At 70.7% G+C, this 18,197-nt stretch carries 16 protein-coding genes; 11 read left to right on the top strand and 5 right to left on the bottom strand.

Annotated features, from left to right (window positions below):
- The first annotated feature begins 38 nt into the window (after nt 1-38).
- The 7 genes from OG568_RS32665 (at nt 39) to OG568_RS32635 (ending at nt 10,963) form a co-directional block, all read left to right on the top strand.
- A complete protein-coding gene (locus OG568_RS32665; protein ID WP_443077801.1) occupies nt 39-1,541 on the top strand; it encodes a hypothetical protein in 1,503 nt (500 codons plus the stop codon).
- A gap of 29 nt (nt 1,542-1,570) precedes the next feature.
- The gene (locus tag OG568_RS32660) at nt 1,571-2,590 is read left to right on the top strand and encodes a glutamate ABC transporter substrate-binding protein (RefSeq protein WP_329534137.1); all 1,020 of its coding nucleotides are present in this window, start codon (nt 1,571-1,573) and stop codon (nt 2,588-2,590) included.
- Nucleotides 2,591-2,672: 82 nt separating this feature from the next.
- Nucleotides 2,673-3,998: a hypothetical protein gene (locus tag OG568_RS32655; protein ID WP_266582517.1), complete on the top strand. Its 1,326-nt coding sequence runs from the start codon at nt 2,673-2,675 to the stop codon at nt 3,996-3,998.
- A 19-nt stretch (nt 3,999-4,017) separates the two neighbouring features.
- Nucleotides 4,018-6,600, top strand: a complete 2,583-nt coding sequence (locus OG568_RS32650) for a serine/threonine-protein kinase (RefSeq protein WP_329534136.1) — start codon at nt 4,018-4,020, stop codon at nt 6,598-6,600.
- Nucleotides 6,601-8,034, top strand: a complete 1,434-nt coding sequence (locus OG568_RS32645; protein WP_329534135.1) for a PP2C family serine/threonine-protein phosphatase — start codon at nt 6,601-6,603, stop codon at nt 8,032-8,034.
- A 117-nt stretch (nt 8,035-8,151) separates the two neighbouring features.
- On the top strand, nt 8,152-9,498 hold the full coding sequence (locus OG568_RS32640; protein WP_329534134.1) for a vWA domain-containing protein: 1,347 nt from the start codon (nt 8,152-8,154) through the stop codon (nt 9,496-9,498).
- A gap of 73 nt (nt 9,499-9,571) precedes the next feature.
- Nucleotides 9,572-10,963 (top strand): FHA domain-containing protein, encoded by a 1,392-nt coding sequence (locus OG568_RS32635; RefSeq protein ID WP_329534133.1) that lies wholly within the window; start codon nt 9,572-9,574, stop codon nt 10,961-10,963.
- A gap of 21 nt (nt 10,964-10,984) precedes the next feature.
- Here the strand turns inward: OG568_RS32635 and OG568_RS32630 are convergent, their stop codons facing one another.
- On the bottom strand, nt 10,985-11,986 hold the full coding sequence (locus OG568_RS32630; RefSeq protein WP_329534132.1) for a methyltransferase domain-containing protein: 1,002 nt from the start codon (nt 11,984-11,986) through the stop codon (nt 10,985-10,987).
- A gap of 147 nt (nt 11,987-12,133) precedes the next feature.
- On the opposite strand from OG568_RS32630, the gene OG568_RS32625 reads away from it, so the two are divergent.
- Nucleotides 12,134-12,538: a globin gene (locus OG568_RS32625; protein ID WP_190168926.1), complete on the top strand. Its 405-nt coding sequence runs from the start codon at nt 12,134-12,136 to the stop codon at nt 12,536-12,538.
- A 2-nt stretch (nt 12,539-12,540) separates the two neighbouring features.
- Here the strand turns inward: OG568_RS32625 and OG568_RS32620 are convergent, their stop codons facing one another.
- From OG568_RS32620 to ettA, 3 genes are read right to left on the bottom strand one after another with little or no spacing between them, the layout of a single operon-like run.
- Nucleotides 12,541-13,230, bottom strand: coding sequence for a hypothetical protein (locus tag OG568_RS32620; protein ID WP_329536522.1), 690 nt, complete (start codon nt 13,228-13,230; stop codon nt 12,541-12,543).
- Nucleotides 13,231-13,232: 2 nt separating this feature from the next.
- Complete coding sequence (locus tag OG568_RS32615) at nt 13,233-13,643, bottom strand: acyl-CoA thioesterase (RefSeq protein ID WP_329534131.1); 411 nt, start codon at nt 13,641-13,643, stop codon at nt 13,233-13,235.
- 6 nt (nt 13,644-13,649) lie between these two features.
- Nucleotides 13,650-15,314 carry an energy-dependent translational throttle protein EttA gene (ettA, locus tag OG568_RS32610; RefSeq protein WP_329534130.1) on the bottom strand — a complete coding sequence of 555 codons (1,665 nt, stop codon included), beginning with the start codon at nt 15,312-15,314 and terminating at the stop codon, nt 13,650-13,652.
- A gap of 288 nt (nt 15,315-15,602) precedes the next feature.
- On the opposite strand from ettA, the gene OG568_RS32605 reads away from it, so the two are divergent.
- Nucleotides 15,603-16,082 (top strand): SMI1/KNR4 family protein, encoded by a 480-nt coding sequence (locus OG568_RS32605; RefSeq protein ID WP_329534129.1) that lies wholly within the window; start codon nt 15,603-15,605, stop codon nt 16,080-16,082.
- A 433-nt stretch (nt 16,083-16,515) separates the two neighbouring features.
- Nucleotides 16,516-16,797 carry a hypothetical protein gene (locus tag OG568_RS32600; protein WP_329534128.1) on the top strand — a complete coding sequence of 94 codons (282 nt, stop codon included), beginning with the start codon at nt 16,516-16,518 and terminating at the stop codon, nt 16,795-16,797.
- A gap of 168 nt (nt 16,798-16,965) precedes the next feature.
- Here the strand turns inward: OG568_RS32600 and OG568_RS32595 are convergent, their stop codons facing one another.
- Complete coding sequence (locus tag OG568_RS32595) at nt 16,966-17,184, bottom strand: hypothetical protein (RefSeq protein WP_266592653.1); 219 nt, start codon at nt 17,182-17,184, stop codon at nt 16,966-16,968.
- Between the two features lie 214 nt (nt 17,185-17,398).
- On the opposite strand from OG568_RS32595, the gene OG568_RS32590 reads away from it, so the two are divergent.
- Entirely contained in the window at nt 17,399-17,602 is a 204-nt protein-coding gene (locus tag OG568_RS32590; RefSeq protein ID WP_329534127.1) for a hypothetical protein, read from the top strand.
- The last annotated feature ends 595 nt before the right edge of the window (nt 17,603-18,197 follow it).

Here is an 18,197-nt window from a genome sequence, read left to right as displayed (position 1 = left end):
GGGGGAGGTGACCGACGGATGACCATGGGGGAGGTCAAGTGACACAACCGCCGAAGGGCACCCCGGCGCCACCGGGGCAGCCGGCCACGCCCACGATGCCGGCTGTCCCGCCGCAGTCCGGCGCGACAGCGGCACAGCACGGCGCGACAGCGACGGCGCCGCGGTCCGGGCCTTCCTCGCCGCCGGGCAGACCCGCCACGCCCGACGCCACCCCCGCACGCCGCACCGCCTGGGCGGAGGGCGTGGACCGCCTGCGCGCCGCGGCGACCACGGAACCGGGCCGGCTGCGCCTCATCGGCGCCGTGCTCGCCCTCCTGGTCGTCGCGTTCGGCACGGTCACCGCCTGGCAGATGACGGAGCGTTCGAACGCGGCGGACGACGTGCTGCACAGCAGCCAGCCGCTGAGCGCCGGCGCGGCGGACATCTACCGTTCGCTCGCGGACGCCAACACCGCGGCCTCCAGCGGCTTCCTCGCGGGCGGCCAGGAGAGCGCGGACACCCGCGACCGGTACGAGAAGGACATCCGGACGGCCGCGCAGGGGCTGATCACGGCCGCCGCCAACTCCGACCCGGGTTCCCCCTCCGCGGACACCATCGCCAAGCTCAACAAGCTGCTGCCGGAGTACAAGGGCCTGATCGAGCGGGCCCGCGCCAACAACCGGCAGGGCTATCCGCTCGGCGGCGCGTATCTGCGGTACGCGAACGAGAAGATGCAGGGCGAGATGCTCCCCGAGGCCCAGGAGCTCTACACGCGGGAGAACGCCCGGCTGAGCGCCGACTACGCCGACGCGAAGCCCTACCCGTGGGCCGCGATCGGTCTCGGGGTCCTCGCGCTCGGCGGGCTCTTCTGGGCCCAGCGGCGCCACTACCACCGTACGAACCGGGTGTTGAACCAGGGACTGGTCGCCGCCACGGCCGCCTCCGCGGTCGTGCTGCTCTGGCTGGTGGTCGGGCACAGCGTGGCCCGGGCCGGACTGAACTCCTCGTACAACCACGGGGTTCGCTCGCTGAACGCGCTGCACGACGCCCGGATCGCCTCCCTGAAGGCGCGGGGCAACGAGAACCTGACGCTGGTCAGCCGGGGCGCGGAGACCAAGCAGGTGTCCGCGACCGAGTCCGTGGACCTCTACGACTACGACTTCCAGCAGGACATGAAGACCCTCACCAAGGGTCTGGCACTGGCCGAGGGCCTCGCCGACGACACGGCGGGCCAGCAGCCCGTCGAGGCCGCGACGGCCAACATGAAGACCTGGAAGCTCCGTCACCATGAGGCCCGCGACGCCGACGACGGGGGTGACTACCAGGGCGCCTTGAACAAGGTGATCGGCTCCAAGGCCGACGAGCCGACCGGCGAGTGCTTCGACGGCGTGGACAGGAATCTCGCGGCGGCGCTGACGCACGAGGAGAGTGAGTTCAAGCAGGCGGCCGGCAACGGCCGGGACGCGATGAGCGGGCTCCCGGCGGGCGCGGCCGTCCTCGCGGTGCTGGCCGCGTCGGGCGCGCTGCTGGGCATCGGTCGCAGGCTTTCGGAGTACCGGTGAGAGGGGGAGCGGTGAAAGGGGGCATGGCGATGACCGCACGACGTCTGAGGGCGAGCCTGAAGGGCTGGGGCGGCGTGGGTGCGATGGCCCTCGCCCTGGTCGTCACCGCGGTCTTCGCCCTGTCGCTGCCGCTGAACAGCGCCCACGGGGAGGGCAGTACGGGCACCGGCGGCCAGGGCGTGGCCCGGGGCATCCAGGCGAAGGCCGCCGCCTGCACCGACCCGCAGGACCAAAGCCCCGCCCCGTCCGCCGACGAAAGCGGCAAGACGATCGCGGCCATCAAGCAGCGCGGCTATCTGTCGGTCGGCGTCGACCAGAACAGCTACCGCTGGGGCTACCGCGATCCGAACAACACGGCGAAGAGCAGCGACCTGGAGGGCTTCGACATCGATCTCGTGCACGAGATCGCGAAGGAGATCCTCGGCGACCCGAAGGCCGTCCGCTTCCGCGCCGTCCCCACCAACCAGCGCATCCCCGCGATCAAGTCCGGCAAGGTCGACATGGTGGTGCGCACCATGACGATCACCTGCACGCGCCTCAAGGAGGTGGCCTTCTCGGCCCCGTACTTCCTGACCGGACAGCAGGTACTGGCCCCCAAGACCTCGGACATCACGGGGTACGACAAGTCGCTGGCGGGCAAGCGGATCTGCTCGGCGGCGGGCTCGACGGCGCACGACAGGCTGTCGGCCGACAAGAAGGCGGGCACGCTCGCCTCCTCGACGGACATCACCACCACGGTGCCCAACCAACTCGACTGCCTGGTACGGCTGCAGCTCGGTCAGGTCGACGCCGTGGTGACCGACGGCGCGCTCGCCGCCAGCCAGGCGGCGCAGGACCCGACGGTCGAGCTGAAGGGCAAGACGTTCACCGACGACTACTACGGCGTGGCGATGAAGTTGGGCGCCGACGATCTGGTACGCCGGGTCAACCAGGTGCTCGTGGACTACCGCAAGAGCGGTGGCTGGCAGGCCTCTTACACCAAGTGGCTGTCCGCGACCCTGAAGGCGGACTCCCCGTCGGAGACTCCGCCCACGGCGCACTACAAGTGACGGAAACCGGGTAGCGGCAGCGCGGACAACGCTGCCGGCGGGAACGCGGACAATGGGCACGACCGAGAGCGAGAGGTGATCGATGGGCGTCACGGGACCCCCCGGGCCGGTGATGGACCGGGACGAGGTGGACCGTGCGCTGGCGCGGCTCGGCGCGGAGCACGAGGCCATCGAGACCTCGCTCCTCGCCCTGCAGGACCACGCGGGCCGCAGACTCCTCGAGGGCGCCGAGCTCACGGGTACGACCAAGGAGCGCTGGTCGACCGCGGACGCGTCGATCACGCTGCTGTGGGCGTACTTCGACGCGTACACGGACGCGCTGCGCTCCGCCCGTGACATCCGTGCGCGGCGGCGCTGGTCGAGCCGTGAGGACCTGGTCGACCTGACCGAGCTGCTGCGCGGCGCGAGTATCACGGTCGCCGGCTCGGCCACCGCCGCGGCGAACGCGCCGACGCTCGCCGGCACCGGGAAACTCAGCGAGCGGTTCTCGCTGGTGGCGCTGGTGGACCGGATGAACGAGCTGTACGCGTCGTCCCTCGACATGGTCGTCGCCGCGGACGCCGTCTGGTCCGCGCTGCCCGCCCGGATCGATTTACTGGCCGCGGAGCTCCAGCGCACCCGCCAGCTCGCGCACTCCGTGGGCGTACGCCCCGGTGAGCACCCGGCCGGCGACGACCTGGAGCGGATCACCCGGACCCTGAGCACCCTGCGTCAGCAGGTCGTCTCCGACCCGCTGGCCTTCTGGACGCCCGCGAAGGGCAGTTCGGCACCCGGCGGCGGACGTCCCGACACGACGACGTACGACCGCGAGGCGCGCGCCCTGGAGGACGTGCGCCGGGAGATCGACGCGGTGCTCACCGTCCGCCAGGACGCGGAGGCCCGGCTCGTGCGGCTGCGGGACGTGCTCAGCCGCGCCGACCGCACGCTCGCGGAGGCCAGGAGCGCCCGCGGCGAGGTGCTGGCGAAGATCGCCGCGTCCGAGGTGCCGGCCGTCAGCGGGCCGCCGACGGCGCTGCAGGAGCAGTTGGCGACGGCCGCGGAGTACCGCAGACACGCCCAGTGGCACCGTCTCTCGCCGCTCCTGGAGGCGCTGGAGGAGAAGGCCGAGGACGAACTGCTGCGCGCCCGCGAGTCGTTGACCGCGGTCACCGCGCCGCTGGCGGTCCGCGCGGAGCTGCGCGGCCGCCTCGACGCGTACAAGGCGAAGGTGGCGCGGCACGGCCTCGCGGAGGACCCGTTCCTCATCGAGCGCTACGACGCGGCCCGGCGCATGCTGTGGAGCGCGCCCTGCGATCTGCGGGTGGCGGGGGAGGCGGTGCTGCGCTATCAGCGGGCCGCCGCCGATCTGCTCAGCCCGCGGGTGCCCGAGCAGGGCGGCCCCACCGACCGTAGGGGGCCCCACGCGTGAGCGTTGAAGGTGATGCAGTGTGAGTGAGCAGCAGAAGTGCCAGCGGCCCGGTTGCCCGGGATCGTACGAGGACGTGGGCGGCGGCGAGCTGTACTGCGACACGTGCGGCCTGGCACCCGTCGTCTCGGCTGGGGGTCCCCCCTCTGGGGGAGGGATGGTGGGCTCGCCCCCGACCGGACTCACCGCGGGCGGCAAGAGCTCGCGCGGCTCCAGCAGCAGTTCGCGGGCGAGTTCCCGCGGCTCCAGTTCCCGTACCTCCTCGCGTTCCTCCCAGTCGCGACGCTCGGTCTCCGGACGTCTGTCGCGCTCGCTGTCCGGCAACGCGACCGGCCGCTCGGTGTCGGTGCGCAGTTCGGGCTCGACCGCCGCCTCCAGTGGCCGCGGCCGGCTCGGTGCCGGCCTGGTGCAGGTGCCGGACGTGCCGCGGCCCGACCCGCGCGCGATGGTGCTGGAGAACCCGGAGGTGCCCGAGCGGAAGCGGTTCTGCTCGCGCTCCGACTGCGGGGCGCCGGTGGGCCGTGCGCGTGGTGAGCGGGCGGGGCGCACCGAGGGGTTCTGCACCAAGTGCGGGCACCCGTACTCGTTCGTGCCGAAGCTGCACGCGGGCGACATCGTGCACGGCCAGTACGAGGTGGTGGGCTGCCTCGCGCACGGCGGGCTCGGCTGGGTCTACCTCGCCGTCGACCGGGCGGTCTCCGACCGCTGGGTGGTCCTCAAGGGTCTGCTCGACACCGGCGACCAGGACGCGATGGAGGCGGCGATCTCCGAGCGGCGCTTCCTCGCGGAGATCGAGCACGCCAACATCGTGCGGATCTACAACTTCGTGGAGCACCTGGACCAGCGGACGGGTTCGCTGGACGGGTACATCGTCATGGAGTACGTGGGCGGCAAGTCGCTGAAGGAGATCGCCAACGGGCGCCGGACGGCGGACGGGAAGCGCGATCCGCTGCCGGTGGAGCAGGCCTGCGCGTACGGCATCGAGGCCCTGGAGGCGCTCGGCCATCTGCACAGCCGCAATCTGCTCTACTGCGACTTCAAGGTCGACAACGCGATCCAGACCGAGGACCAGCTCAAGCTGATCGACATGGGCGCGGTGCGCAGGATGGACGACGACGAGTCGGCCATCTACGGCACGGTGGGCTACCAGGCGCCGGAGGTGGCCGAGGTCGGTCCCTCGGTGGCGAGCGACCTCTACACGGTCGCCCGCACCCTGGCCGTGCTGACCTTCGACTTCCAGGGGTACACGAACGTCTTCGTGGACTCGCTGCCGGACCCCGACAACATCGAGGTCTTCCGGACGTACGAGTCCTTCTACCGGCTCCTGGTGCGCGCCACCGATCCCGATCCGGCGCGCCGGTTCGCGTCCGCGCAGGAGATGGCGGAGCAGCTTACGGGTGTCCTCAGGGAGGTCGTGTCCCTCCAGACGGGGCGGGCACGCCCGGCCCTGTCCACCCTGTTCGGGCCGGAACTGAAGGTCACGGACACCGAGTTGTTCGGGAAGCTGGACGGAGACGTGTCGCGCCTGGGGGCGCGGGTGGTGCCCCTACGAGGGAGAAAGCGCGCGTCCGCGCCGCCCCCCGGCAGCAACGGAGCGGGGGCGAACGGCACCCCGCCGCTCCCCCTGGCGCCCGCCCCGGCCCCGGCCCCGGCCACTCTGGTCAAGCCGTTGAACGCCGCGGCCACCGCGCTCGCGCTGCCGGTCCCCCGCGTCGACCCGGGCGACCCCAACGCCGGTTTCCTCGCGGGCCTGATGGCCTCGGCGCCCGCGGAGCTGATCACCGCGCTGCACGCGGCGCCCACCGGCTCCCTGGAGCTGCGCCTGCGCGAGCTGCGGGCCCGCCTGGAGATGGGTGAACTGGCCAGTGCGAGCAGGGCGCTGGAGGCGCTGGAGGCGGACCACCCCGACGACTGGCGGGTGGTCTGGTACCGGGGCGTCGCGGCGCTGGCGACCGGGGAGCACGAGACCGCGGCGCTGTCCTTCGACGCGATCTACGATGCCTTCCCGGGCGAGCCCGCGCCGAAGCTGGCGCTCGGCCTGTGCGCGGAGGTGCTCGGGCAGCTGGACAACGCGGCCGAGTACTACCGCCTGGTGTGGACGACCGACCCCAGCTATGTCAGCTCGGCGTTCGGCCTGGCCCGCGTCCAGCTCGCGGCGGGCGAGCGCCGCGGCTCCGTGCGCACTCTGGAGTCCGTACCGGAGTCGTCGATCCACTACACGGCGGCGCGGGTCGCCGCGGTGCGGGCGCGGCTGCGGCAGCGGCTGGCCGAGGAGGCGGCGGCAGCGGCGTTCCTGGACGATCTGACCGCCGCCGCGGGCCAGGTCGAGGCGCTGGACGGATACGGTCTGGACGCGGTGCGACGCGAGCAGTTGTCGACGGAGGTCCTAGGCTGCGCCCTGGACTGGGTACTCTCCGGTAGCCAGAGTTCCGCCCCGCACTCCGGCGGCGGACGGGTGTTGCTCGGCAGTGAGGTGGACGAGCGCGGTCTGCGCTTCGCGCTGGAGCGCTCGTACCGCACGCTGGCCCGCCTCGCGCAGGGCGGCGAGGAAAGGATCGACCTGGTGGAACGTGCCAACCGTTACCGCCCCCGGACGTGGGTGTGATTGATGTCCCAGATGCCCCAGCCCACGGCCCTTTCGCGGTGCCCCAGTTGCGAGGAGCCCCTGGAGGCGGGTGACCGTTTCTGCGGTGCGTGCGGGTACGACCTGTCGGCGGTGCCCGCACCGCCCCAGGACCACCCCACGATCACCATGAACGGCTCGTCGCCACGCCCCTCCGAGGCCGCCGCGTCCCTGGACTGGCCCCACGCACCGGAGCCCGCGAGCTCCGACACGCCCGCGCCGGTGCACCGGGCCGCCGACATCCGGGGCCTGGACTCGGGCGGCTCCGAACTCCCCCACCCGGACACGGAGTCCGCGGGGGTCCAGCAGCCGGGCGGGCACCCTTCGGGCGCACAGCCTTCGGGCGCACAGTCGTCAGGCGCACAGCCTTCAGGCGTGCGGTTCGACCGGCGCCCGGAGCCCGACGAGTACCCGCTCGCCCCGCCGGCCGGAGCCCCCGCCGGTCCGGTTGTCGATCCGCGGACCGCGGACCTCGGCGCATCCGTCACGCCCCCCGCGGGCACCAAACTGTGCGTCGCCTGCCGCTCCGGCCATGTGGACAGCGACGGCTACTGCGAGAACTGCGGGCACGCCCAGCCGCGCGAACGGGACCACATGGAACAGGAGTTGGGTGCGGTGGCCGCGGTCAGCGACCGGGGTCTGCGCCACCACCGCAACGAGGACGCGTTCGCGATCTCCTCGACCGCGCTGCCGGACGGCTCCCCCGCGGTCGTCGCGATCGTCTGCGACGGGGTCTCCTCGGCGACCCGCCCCGACGAGGCCTCGCTCGCCGCGTCCCGCGCTGCGAACGAGGCGCTGCTGGCGGCGCTGCCGCTCGGCACCCACCCGCAGCAGGCCATGCACGAGGCGATCCTCGCGGCCGCCGAGGCCGTCAACGCGCTGGCGGAGGCGCCCCCCGCACACGAGGAGCACGCCCCGCACCAGAACGCGCCCGCCTGCACGCTCGTCGGCGCGGTCGTCACCCCCACCCTGCTGATCGTCGGCTGGGTCGGCGACAGCCGCGCCTACTGGGTTCCGGTGGACCGCGCCACACCGCCCGCCCGGCTCACCGAGGACGACTCCTGGGCCGCGCAGATGGTCGCCGCGGGCCTGATGAGCGAGGCGCAGGCGTACGCCGACGAGCGCGCCCACGCCATCACGGGCTGGCTCGGCGCGGACGCGTACGAACTGGAGCCGCACACCGCTTCCTTCAAGCCGGACCGGCCGGGTGTAGTGGTGGTGTGCACCGACGGATTGTGGAACTACGCCGAGGCGGCCGAGGAGATGGCCGAGGTCGTGCCGCTGGACGCCGCCGAGCGGCCGCTGCACAGCGCCCAGGTCCTGGTGGGTCACGCCCTGGACGGCGGGGGCCACGACAACGTAACAGTGGCCGTCGTCCCGTTCCCGGCCCCGCCACAGGGGGCAGGATCGGCCTGAGGCCGCGAAAGGGCGCAATCCGTACCCACGGGGACGGCCTCGGACCGGAGGGGACCGGTCCGCATACAGTCATCGCCTCCGCCAACCACCGGAGGTCTTGAGGGGGACGAAGAAGGCATGGCCAATTTCTCGAAGTCGAACGTGCCGCAGTTCTCGGTCGACGTCTACCAGAACGAGTACCTGCCCGAGGGCGGCCGCGAGGTCAACGCGATCGTCACGGTGAGCGCCACCGGCGGCGGCACCGTCGGGAGCGCGGTCGGCGCGCCCCACCTGTACGGGGCGGGCCGGGGCCCGGACGCGGCCGTGGCGATCATGGTCGACTGTTCCGGCTCGATGGACTACCCGCCGACCAAGATGCGCGGCGGCCGCGACGCCACGGCCGCCGCGATCGACACCCTGCGCGACGGCGTGCACTTCGCGGTGATCGGCGGCACGCACGTCGCCAAGGAGGTCTACCCCGCGGGCGGGCGCCTCGCGGTGGCCGACGCGACGACCCGCGGTCAGGCCAAGGAGGCACTGCGCAGGCTGAGCGCGGGCGGCGGTACGGCGATCGGCACCTGGCTGCGCCTCGCCGACCGGCTGCTGTCCTCGGCCGAGGTGTCGATCCGGCACGGCATCCTGCTCACCGACGGCCGCAACGAACACGAGTCGCCCGAGGACCTCAAGGCCGCCCTCGACTCCTGTGCCGGACGTTTCACCTGTGACGCGCGTGGAGTGGGTACGGACTGGGAGGTCAAGGAGGTCACCGGGATCGCCTCGGCGCTGCTCGGCACCGCCGACATCGTCGCGGACCCGGCCGCCCTGTCCGCCGACTTCACGCAGATGATGGAGACGGCCATGGGCAAGGAGGTCGCGGACGTCGCGCTGCGCCTGTGGACGCCCGTGGGGACCGAGATCAAGTTCGTCAAGCAAGTGGCCCCCACGGTCGAGGAGCTGACCGACCGTCGCACCGAGGCGGGCCCACGCGCCGGCGACTACCCCACCGGGTCCTGGGGCGACGAGTCACGCGACTACCACGTGTGCGTCGAGGTCCCCACGGCCGGAGTGGGCCAGGAGATGCTGGCCGCCCGGGTGTCGCTCGTCATACCGGGGGCCGACGGAGGCGTGCACAACCTCGGCGGGCAGGGGCTCGTCAAGGCGGTGTGGACCGACGACATGGTGGCCTCGACGAGGATCAACGCCCAGGTCGCGCACTACACAGGACAGGCGGAACTGGCGCAAGTCATCCAGCAAGGACTGGATCTGCGCAAATCGGGGGATGTCGACGGAGCGACGGCCAAGCTGGGCCGGGCCGTTCAGCTCGCGAGCGTGTCGGGCAACGCCGATACTGCGAAACTGCTTGCGAAGGTGGTGGACGTGGTCGACGCCGCGGCAGGTACTGTGCGATTGAAGGCAAGGGTCGAAGAGGCCGACGAAATGACCCTTGAGACGCGGTCCACAAAGACTGTTCGTGTAAAGAAGTAGCGAGCCCGGTTCCCGCTGGGAACTGGAGAAACCCGGTCACAACGGCCGGAAAAGGAGAGGGGGAAGCGCCGACATGCCGACCTGCCCGAACGGACACCAGTCGGGTTCCGACGACTGGTGCGAGGTCTGCGGTCACCGCATGGCCGGTGCCGTGCCTCCGCCCCCTCCACCGCCGCCCCCCGCCGGTTACGGCTATCCGCCGCCCGGCTCACCCCCGCCCTCCGGCCCCGGTGGCCCCGGGGCCGGAGGCGGGCGCCCACACCTGTCCTCCGTGCCCCAACACGAGCCGGAGCTCTGCCCGCAGTGCCGTACGCCCCGTGAGGGCGGTGCGCCGTTCTGCGAGGAGTGCCGGTGGAACTTCCTGACGAACACGGCGACCTCGTACACCCCGGCGGCGCCGCGTCCGCAGTCGCCCGCACCCGGGCTGCCCAATCCGGCGCTGCGCTTCCAGCAGCCCCCGCAGGGGCAGCCGGGCGGGACCGGCGCCGGTCCCGGTCACGGTCCCGGTCACGATCCCTTCGAGTACCAGAGCTCGCGGCCCTCGCAGATGAACCGCCCCGCGGAACCGATTCCGCCCTACGGGCAGGATCCGTCGGGCTTCCGCGGTGATCCGTCCCGTCCGGGCGGCCCGGGTGGCCCCGGCGGTCCTGGTGGTCCCGGCGGCTTCGGCGCGGATCCGTCCCGTCCGGTTCCGCCGCCGCCCGGGCCCACGCCCGGTGGGCCTGGTGGACCTGGTGGACCTGGTGGACCTGGCGTCCCGCAGGCGTTCACCCAGCAGCCGGCCGCGCCCGCGTTCCCGCAGCAGGGCCAGCCCGGGCCCGGCGGTCCGCAGTCCTCGGGCCCGTCCTTCGGCGGCGGTGACGACGACTGGGTGATCTCCCCGCCGGGTGGTTCGCCCGGTGGTCCCGGTGGTCCTGGCGGCCGCCCCGGTGGTCCCGGTGGTCCCGGTGGTCCCGGTGGTCCCGGTATGGGTCAGGGCGGCGGCTACGGCTATCCGCAGCCCGGCTCGACCCAGGCCCCGCCCGGCCCCGGCCCCGCCTACCAGCAGCAGCGGCAGTCGCTGTCCTGGAGCGCGACGATCGGTCCCGACCGCGAGTACTTCATGGCGATGATGCAGCGCTCCGGCCCCGAGGCCGCGGGCCTGAACCTGCCCGCGTACTCCCCGGAGCAGCAGCGCCCCCTCACCGGCAACCAGTTGACGATCGGCCGCCGTCGGCACTCCACCGGCGACACCCCGGACATCGACCTCTCGGTGCCCCCCGAGGACCCCGGCGTCTCGCACCAGCACGCGGTCCTGGTCCAGCAGCCCGACGGCAGCTGGGCGGTCGTCGACCAGAACTCGACCAACGGCACCACGGTCAACGGCGGCGAGGAGCCCATCCAGCCCTTCGTGCCGGTCCCGCTCCAGGACGGCGACCGGGTGCACGTCGGCGCCTGGACGACGATCACCATCAGGCGAGGCTGACGGCGGAGCCCGCGGCAGGGGTCACGGCAGCGGCCAGGCGTACGGCCCCTCGGGGTCGTCCAGCCACGCCCAGGCGTCCGCGCCGTCGACCGTGACCCCGTACCGCTCGCGCACGGGCCGGTTCTCGCGCTCCCAGAGCTCGTACGCCTCGTACGGGGCGAGGCTGCGCGCCGCGAGGGTCAGCAGGAACCGGAGCAGCTCGTCGCCGCGGACCCGGCGCGGCAGCTCGCCCAGGTGCTGCGGCTCCAGTTCCTCGGCCCGGCTCGCGCCGCGCAGGGGCACGAAATAGGCGGGCGTGTGCAGGAAGCGCCCCTCGGCGTGCGTGGCGTCCCGGACCCGCAGCGCGATCAGGCCGGTGGCCAGCGGTGCCAGGACGCGGGCGCCAGGACGGCACTGGGCGAGCCACGGTCGCGGGATCGAGGTCAGCGTGCAGGTCGCGATGATCCGGTCGAAGGGAGCCCGCTCGGGAACCCCGCGAGCGCCGTCTCCGGTGACGACGGTCGGGTGGTACCCGGCGGTGGCCAGGTGCCGGCGCGCGGACTCGGTGATCTCCGGGTCGAGGTCGATCGTGGTCACCAGACGATCGCCGAGACGGTGGGCGAGCAGCGCCGCGTTGTACCCGGTGCCGGCGCCGATCTCCAGGACGGCGTCCCCCTCCCGTACCTCCAGCGCGGTCAGCATCATCGCCATCAGCGACGGCTGGCTGCTGGAGGAGACCAGCTCGCCGTCGCGCACCCGGGTGGCCAGCGGAGCGTCCGCGTAGGCGCCGCGCACCCAGTGCTCCCGGCTGCGCGGGTCGGGGTCCTCGCCCCACACGCGCTCGAAGCCGCCCACGGCACCCACGTAGTAGTACGGCACGAAGAGGTGGCGCGGGACCTCCTCGAACGCCGCCCGCCACACCGGGTCGGCGGCCCAGGCGCCGCTCCGGTCGATCTCGCGCACCAGGGCGGCCCGCGCCAGCGTGGCGAGGTTGTCGAGGTCGTGGTCGTGGTCGTGGTCGTGGTCGAGAGCGTGGGCGCTCATACCTCCACTGTGCGGCGGGACGGGCCGCGAGGCGAGTGCCTCACCCGCCGGATCGCCGGGTCGCCAGGGCCGCCGGGGCCGCCGCGTCGCTGGGTCGCTGGTCCTAAGCCTTGCGTCCTCGGTCACCCGGTCTGAGACCATGGTGAGGTGAAAGAGATCCGGCGCGGCACGCTTCAGGAGCAGACCTTCTACGAGCAGGTCGGCGGCGAGGAGACCTTCCGGCGCCTCGTGCATCGTTTCTACGAGGGAGTGGCCGAGGACCCGCTGCTCAAGGCCATGTACCCCGAGGAGGACCTGGGCCCGGCCGAGGAGCGCTTCACCCTGTTCCTGATCCAGTACTGGGGCGGCCCGACGACCTACAGCGACAACCGCGGTCACCCTCGGCTGCGGATGCGTCACGCCCCGTTCGCCGTCGATCAGGCGGCGCACGACGCCTGGCTCGCGCACATGCGGGTGGCCGTCGACGAGCTCGGCCTCTCCGAGGAGCACGAGCACACGCTGTGGAACTACCTGACGTACGCGGCCGCGTCGATGATCAACACGGCAGGCTGAGATCAGCGGACGCTGACGTCCAGCGCCCCGAGTCCCGCCCTGCGCACGGCGATCGATCCGTAGGGCGTACGAAGCCGCAACCACGCCCCGGACGAGTACAGCCCCAACGGGCTCTCGCCCGGGTCGGCCTGACGCACCGGGCGCAGGAACCCGAGCGACTGCGCCGCATGCGCGGCCCGCACCGGAAGTCCGGTGTCTCCGATCGGCCGGGACCAGATCTCCCGTCCGATGCGGTCGAGTTCGGCGCGGGTACGGGCCTCGGGCGCCAATTCCTGCGTACGGGACCGGAATTCGGCGACCGCGGTGGCGACCATCGCGCGTACGGCGTCCGGTCCGGGCAGTCCCGGCTCCGGCCGCCAGCCTCCGCGGGGCGGGAGGACCCCGGCCCACGGCGGCCCGGTGACGGCCTCCGGAACACCCACGGTGGCCGCCGACTCGTCGATGGACTCGAGGAGTTCACCGGCGGAGACGGTCACGTCGAGCGTGACGTCGAGCCCGTTCTCGTACGGCTTGGCGAGCCGCGCCGTGCGGATCGCGAGGACCTCGAACGACGGCGGCCGGCCGAAGACCGCGAGCGCGGTGCCGTACGCCTGGAGGCGTACGGCGGCGGCGCGGTCGTAGTGGATCAGCCGGGCCAGGAAGGCGGCGAGGTCCGCCGCCTCCCCGTCGTCGGCGAGGTGCAGCGCGGTCACGGTCATGCCGCGACGGCCTCGTCCACGTCGTCCCGGTACGACTCCAGGAACTCCCGTTCCTCGGCCGTGATCCGGCGCGGGCGCTGCGTCTCGAAGTCGAACGGCACGATCACCGTCGAGGCCGTGACATAGACCTGGTCCGGATCCTTGACCTCGTAGGCGATCGTGAACGACGCGGCTCGTATCTGCGTCACCCACAGCTCGATGTCCACCGGCGTGTGCCGGTGGACCAACTGCCGCTTGTAGTCGATCTCGTGGCGCGCCACCACGGACCCCTGCTTGAAGTCCTTCTCCGGGCGGAACAGGAAGTCGATACGGGCTTCCTCCAGGTACCGGAGGAAAACCACGTTGTTGACGTGGCCGTACGCGTCCATGTCCGCCCAGCGCAGCGGGCAGCGGTAGATGTGCCGCAAGATCGATCAGCCCCGGGTCAGCTTCTTGTAGGTGGCGCGGTGGGGGCGCGCGGCGTCCGCACCGAGACGCTCGACCTTGTTCTTCTCGTACGACTCGAAGTTGCCCTCGAACCAGTACCACCTCGACTCACCCTCGTACGCGAGGATGTGCGTCGCGACCCGGTCCAGGAACCAGCGGTCGTGGGAGATGACTACGGCCGCACCGGGGAACTCCAGCAGCGCGTTCTCGAGCGACGACAGGGTCTCGACGTCGAGGTCGTTGGTGGGCTCGTCGAGGAGCAGCAGGTTGCCGCCCTCCTTGAGGGTCAGCGCCAGGTTCAGCCGGTTGCGCTCACCACCGGAGAGGACACCCGCGGGCTTCTGCTGGTCCGGGCCCTTGAAGCCGAAGGCGGACACGTAGGCCCGCGACGGCATCTCGACCTGACCGACGTTGATGTAGTCGAGCTCGTCGGAGACGACGGCCCACAGCGTCTTCTTGGGGTCGATGTTGGCGCGGCTCTGGTCGACGTAACTGATCTTGACCGTGTCGCCGACCTTGATCGCGCCGGAGTCCGGCGTCTCCAGGCCCTGGATCATCTTGAACAGCGTGGTCTTGCCCGCCCCGTTCGGGCCGATGACGCCCACGATGCCGTTGCGCGGCAGGGTGAAGGACAGGTCGTCGATGAGGACCTTGTCGCCGAACCCCTTGGAAAGGTTCTGGACCTCGACGACGATGGATCCCAGCCGCGGGCCCGGCGGGATCTGGATCTCCTCGAAGTCCAGCTTCCGCATCTTGTCGGCCTCGGCCGCCATCTCCTCGTAACGGGCGAGGCGGGCCTTGGACTTGGTCTGACGGCCCTTGGCGTTGGACCGGACCCACTCCAGCTCTTCCTTGAGCCGCTTGGCGCGCTTCTCGTCCTTGCGGCCCTCGACCTTGAGGCGGGAGGCCTTCTTGTCGAGGTACGTGGAGTAGTTGCCCTCGTAGGGAATCGCGCGGCCGCGGTCCAGTTCGAGGATCCACTCGGCGACGTTGTTCAGGAAGTACCGGTCGTGAGTGACGGCGACGACGGCGCCCGCGTACTTGGTGAGGTGCTGCTCCAGCCAGTTCACCGACTCGGCGTCGAGGTGGTTGGTGGGCTCGTCGAGAAGGAGCAGGTCCGGAGCCTCGATCAGCAGCTTGCAGAGCGCCACGCGGCGCTTCTCGCCACCGGAGAGGTTGGTGACCGGCCAGTCGCCGGGCGGGCAGCCCAACGCGTCCATGGCCTGCTCGAGCTGCGCGTCGAGGTCCCAGGCGTTGGAGTGGTCCAGGTCGTCCTGGAGCTTCCCCATCTCCTCCATGAGCGCGTCGGAGTAGTCGGTCGCCATCAGCTCGGCGACCTCGTTGAAGCGGTTGAGCTTGCCCATCAGCTCGGCGGCACCGTCCTGGACGTTCTCCAGCACCGTCTTGGACTCGTCCAGCTGCGGCTCCTGCATGAGGATGCCGACGCTGAAGCCCGGCGACAGGAACGCGTCACCGTTGGAGGGCTGCTCAAGGCCCGCCATGATCTTGAGAACGGTGGACTTACCGGCACCGTTGGGACCGACCACACCGATCTTCGCACCCGGGATGAAGCTCAGGGTGACGTCGTCGAGAATCACCTTGTCGCCGTGCGCCTTGCGCGTCTTGCGCATGGTGTAAATGAACTCAGCCAAGAGAAACCGTCCGGACGCTTGAAATCGGCAGTGGGCAGATACACCCCATCTTGCCTGACGGCTACCCCTCGAAGGAAACCCGTTCGGTCAGGGGGCCGTGACCTGGCCCTTCGTCGACTGCCCTGGTAGCTGTCCTGTCACTGGTTGTCGCCGCCGGTCACTGTCGAGCGACCTCGCACGGCCCAGGGACGGCCCAGCGATCGGTGTCGGCCCACAGCGGCGAGTGACCGTTCGACTCCAGCCCTCGAAGGCATGGCTTCCACCGCACCGGGTTGAGAGGCTGAGCCGGTGACTGACGATGAGGTTGTCGAGGCGTTGAGGACCGTAGCCCGGGCGGGGACCTTGCCACCACCCGCGACACCGGAGGCTGTCTCCGAAGCGGAAGAGATCATCGGGTTCCCCCTGCCTCCCCTCCTGCGACGCCTGTACCTCGAAGTGGCCAACGGCGGCTTCGGACCGGCCGAAGGAATCCTGGGAGTGAGCGAAGGACCTGCGCAGGGCAACTTCTGGGACATCGCCGAGCTGTACCAGGACGGCCCGGATCCGTCCGGCCGCATCCCCGCCGGCCTGGTGCTGATCTACGACTGGGGCTGCACCATCTGGTCGCTGGTCGACTTCCGCGATCCTGCGGGCGCCATGTGGTGCACCCATGAAGGAGAGCACTGGCCCCAGGGCATCGACCTCGCGGAATGGCTGACCGGCACGTTGGCAGGAACCCTGACGGTGGAAGCACTGCTGGAGAGCCAACCCGCTTCGCAAATCAGCTGACCCACTGCCCCGAGAACCACTCAGCGGCCTAATCCGTATAACGGATCAAGCCCCTGAGCTGGCAGTTCGGTTGTCAGTGCCTGCGTATATGGTCTCAAGCGCGCGGTCGGCTTCCGGGGGTTCCAGCTCTGGAGGGAATGGCTGCATCCCTGGTCTGCCTGGGGGCGGCTCGGAGACTCGTCCGGGACCTAACCGGCGACTGGGCTTCGTCGATGGCCAAGCAGTGACCTGCCAGCGCCGACCGCGCACCGACTCCGTCCCCTGCCGATGGCAGGTGCACGCTTTCCAAGTCTGTTGGTCCTGCTCAGAGTCTTGTTCGGGCTGGTTCAACTGCGTTCGCGTGCGGATGATCGGCGGGTGGCTTCTCGCTTCCGGCCCTTCCCGAACGGTCCTGACCGTCGCTGAATAAGACGGAAACTGAGACGGTGCTCCCATGAGCGAGACACCAGACCCCGGTAACCCGAACGGCATCCAGGTGGGCAACATCTACGAAGACTGCTCGTTCCATCCGGTGCTATGCACTGCGGTTGATGAGGTGGCGGGCATCGTACTCAGCGGCGTCTCCCTCATCGACGGCAGCTTTCCCCGCTCCTGCGATGCCCTGCACTGCGGGCCTATCCGAATAAGTGTCGAGGACGTCATGACCATCAAGCAGGACTTGGAGGGCTACGCCCGCCGGCGGAAGGAAGAGCTACTGGCCAGGGACAACGTCTGATCCGTAGCTCTAGATAGATCGGTCAGTGACGGTCATACAGGCCGCGCATCGGGTCTACAGGGACGCTACGGGACGGTACTGGTCGCTGTGGTTGCTGTACTTCGCTGCTGTACCGCCGTCTCAGGGCCTCCCTCAGGCGGGCACACGGCGGGCAGGCGGGGCGGGTGTTCAGTTCCCGGCATCCTGCTCGCGCGCTCTGCGACGTTTCGGCCGGGGACGGATGTGATCGAGGGCCGTGCCGACAAGCGTCACCCCGCCGACGATCAGCATCAGGATGGAGGCGACGCGGTACATGCCGGTTCCATAGATCGACTCCCCACAGGCCCAGAGCAGGCTGACACAGAACATGATCTGGCCGGCGATTCTCCGAATGCGTGGAGTCGTCATGTCTGCCCCCAAGTCCGATGCGCTCTCAGCAGGCGCTACAGGAGTGTGACATGAGGGAGCGGACCGGATTGCGACCCTCTCGATGCGAACTATGGGCACGACAGTCGCTGAGGGGCAATTGGTTGTTCGGCAAGGGTGGCAGGGGTCTTACTCGGTTGACCGTGATCTGTGCAGTTGCTGTACTCCGCTGCTGTACAGCGACTTCGGAGGAGCCGTGACCGCACTGCCGGCGAGCGTAGACCGCGACATCCTCGATCACCGGATCGTGTTTGCGATCATGGCGATCCGTGAAGCGCTGGGCTGCACGATTCATGAAGCCATCGACGTGTTCGCGGCACGGTATGAGGAACTGCGCCGCGATCGTCCGGACGACTTCACCGTCGCGCCCGAGGAGTACGGCCGGGGCTTCTACTCCTGATTGGCGGCGCACCGGTAGAACGTGCGGCTGCCGTCGATCACCGCTCTGGGAGCGAGGTTGGGGGATCACAGGTCTGACCTGGGAATCCCTGCCTTGGGCGACGTGGGGGAAGTACGCACCCTGGCGCACCTCGATTCCCCGTGAGTCCCCGCCCGTTGTGGCACGGAAGTGGCACGCTCCGCGGCCCCCTCGAACCGGCATCGATCAAGGCTCTTGCTGCTCGCCCGCGGCAGTGTCATCCGTGGAACCTCTGCGGCCTCGCCTGGTTGCCCGAATTCGGTCGATGATGAGTCCCGCAGTTGCAGCCAGGAAGCCGATCGCCGCTACGCCGAAACCCACCCGCAGTAGTGGCGGTCGTCCGTTACTCAAAGCGCGGAAGCCAGCCCAGGCCGCTCCGGCCATGAGCCCGAGACCCTCTATCCACCATCGCTCATCTCTGGCCTTTGTCATGTACTTAATCAACGCCATACGTGATGATCTCACTCGCGCCCACCCACCACTCACCCCAGCTCCCATCCCGTCTGCCGTCGACCCACACACCGTGGAGCGGGCGTGGTCCAGGGCGTCAAGGTGGAGCGCGCCACTGTACGAACGA

Origin of the sequence: Streptomyces sp. NBC_01450 (assembly GCF_036227505.1) — a bacterium.
Taxonomy (GTDB): Bacteria; Actinomycetota; Actinomycetes; order Streptomycetales; family Streptomycetaceae; genus Streptomyces.
Note: the sequence above shows the minus strand (reverse complement) of the source record. Positions and strands in the feature narration are given on the sequence as shown.

Coding starts and splice junctions, on each gene's coding strand:
- OG568_RS32660 (WP_329534137.1), top strand. CDS start 1,571: ATGACCGCACGACGTCTGAGGGCGAGCCTGAAGGGCTGGGGCGGCGTG.
- OG568_RS32655 (WP_266582517.1), top strand. CDS start 2,673: ATGGGCGTCACGGGACCCCCCGGGCCGGTGATGGACCGGGACGAGGTG.
- OG568_RS32640 (WP_329534134.1), top strand. CDS start 8,152: ATGGCCAATTTCTCGAAGTCGAACGTGCCGCAGTTCTCGGTCGACGTC.
- OG568_RS32635 (WP_329534133.1), top strand. CDS start 9,572: ATGCCGACCTGCCCGAACGGACACCAGTCGGGTTCCGACGACTGGTGC.
- OG568_RS32630 (WP_329534132.1), bottom strand. CDS start 11,986: ATGAGCGCCCACGCTCTCGACCACGACCACGACCACGACCACGACCTC.
- OG568_RS32600 (WP_329534128.1), top strand. CDS start 16,516: ATGAGCGAGACACCAGACCCCGGTAACCCGAACGGCATCCAGGTGGGC.
- OG568_RS32595 (WP_266592653.1), bottom strand. CDS start 17,184: ATGACGACTCCACGCATTCGGAGAATCGCCGGCCAGATCATGTTCTGT.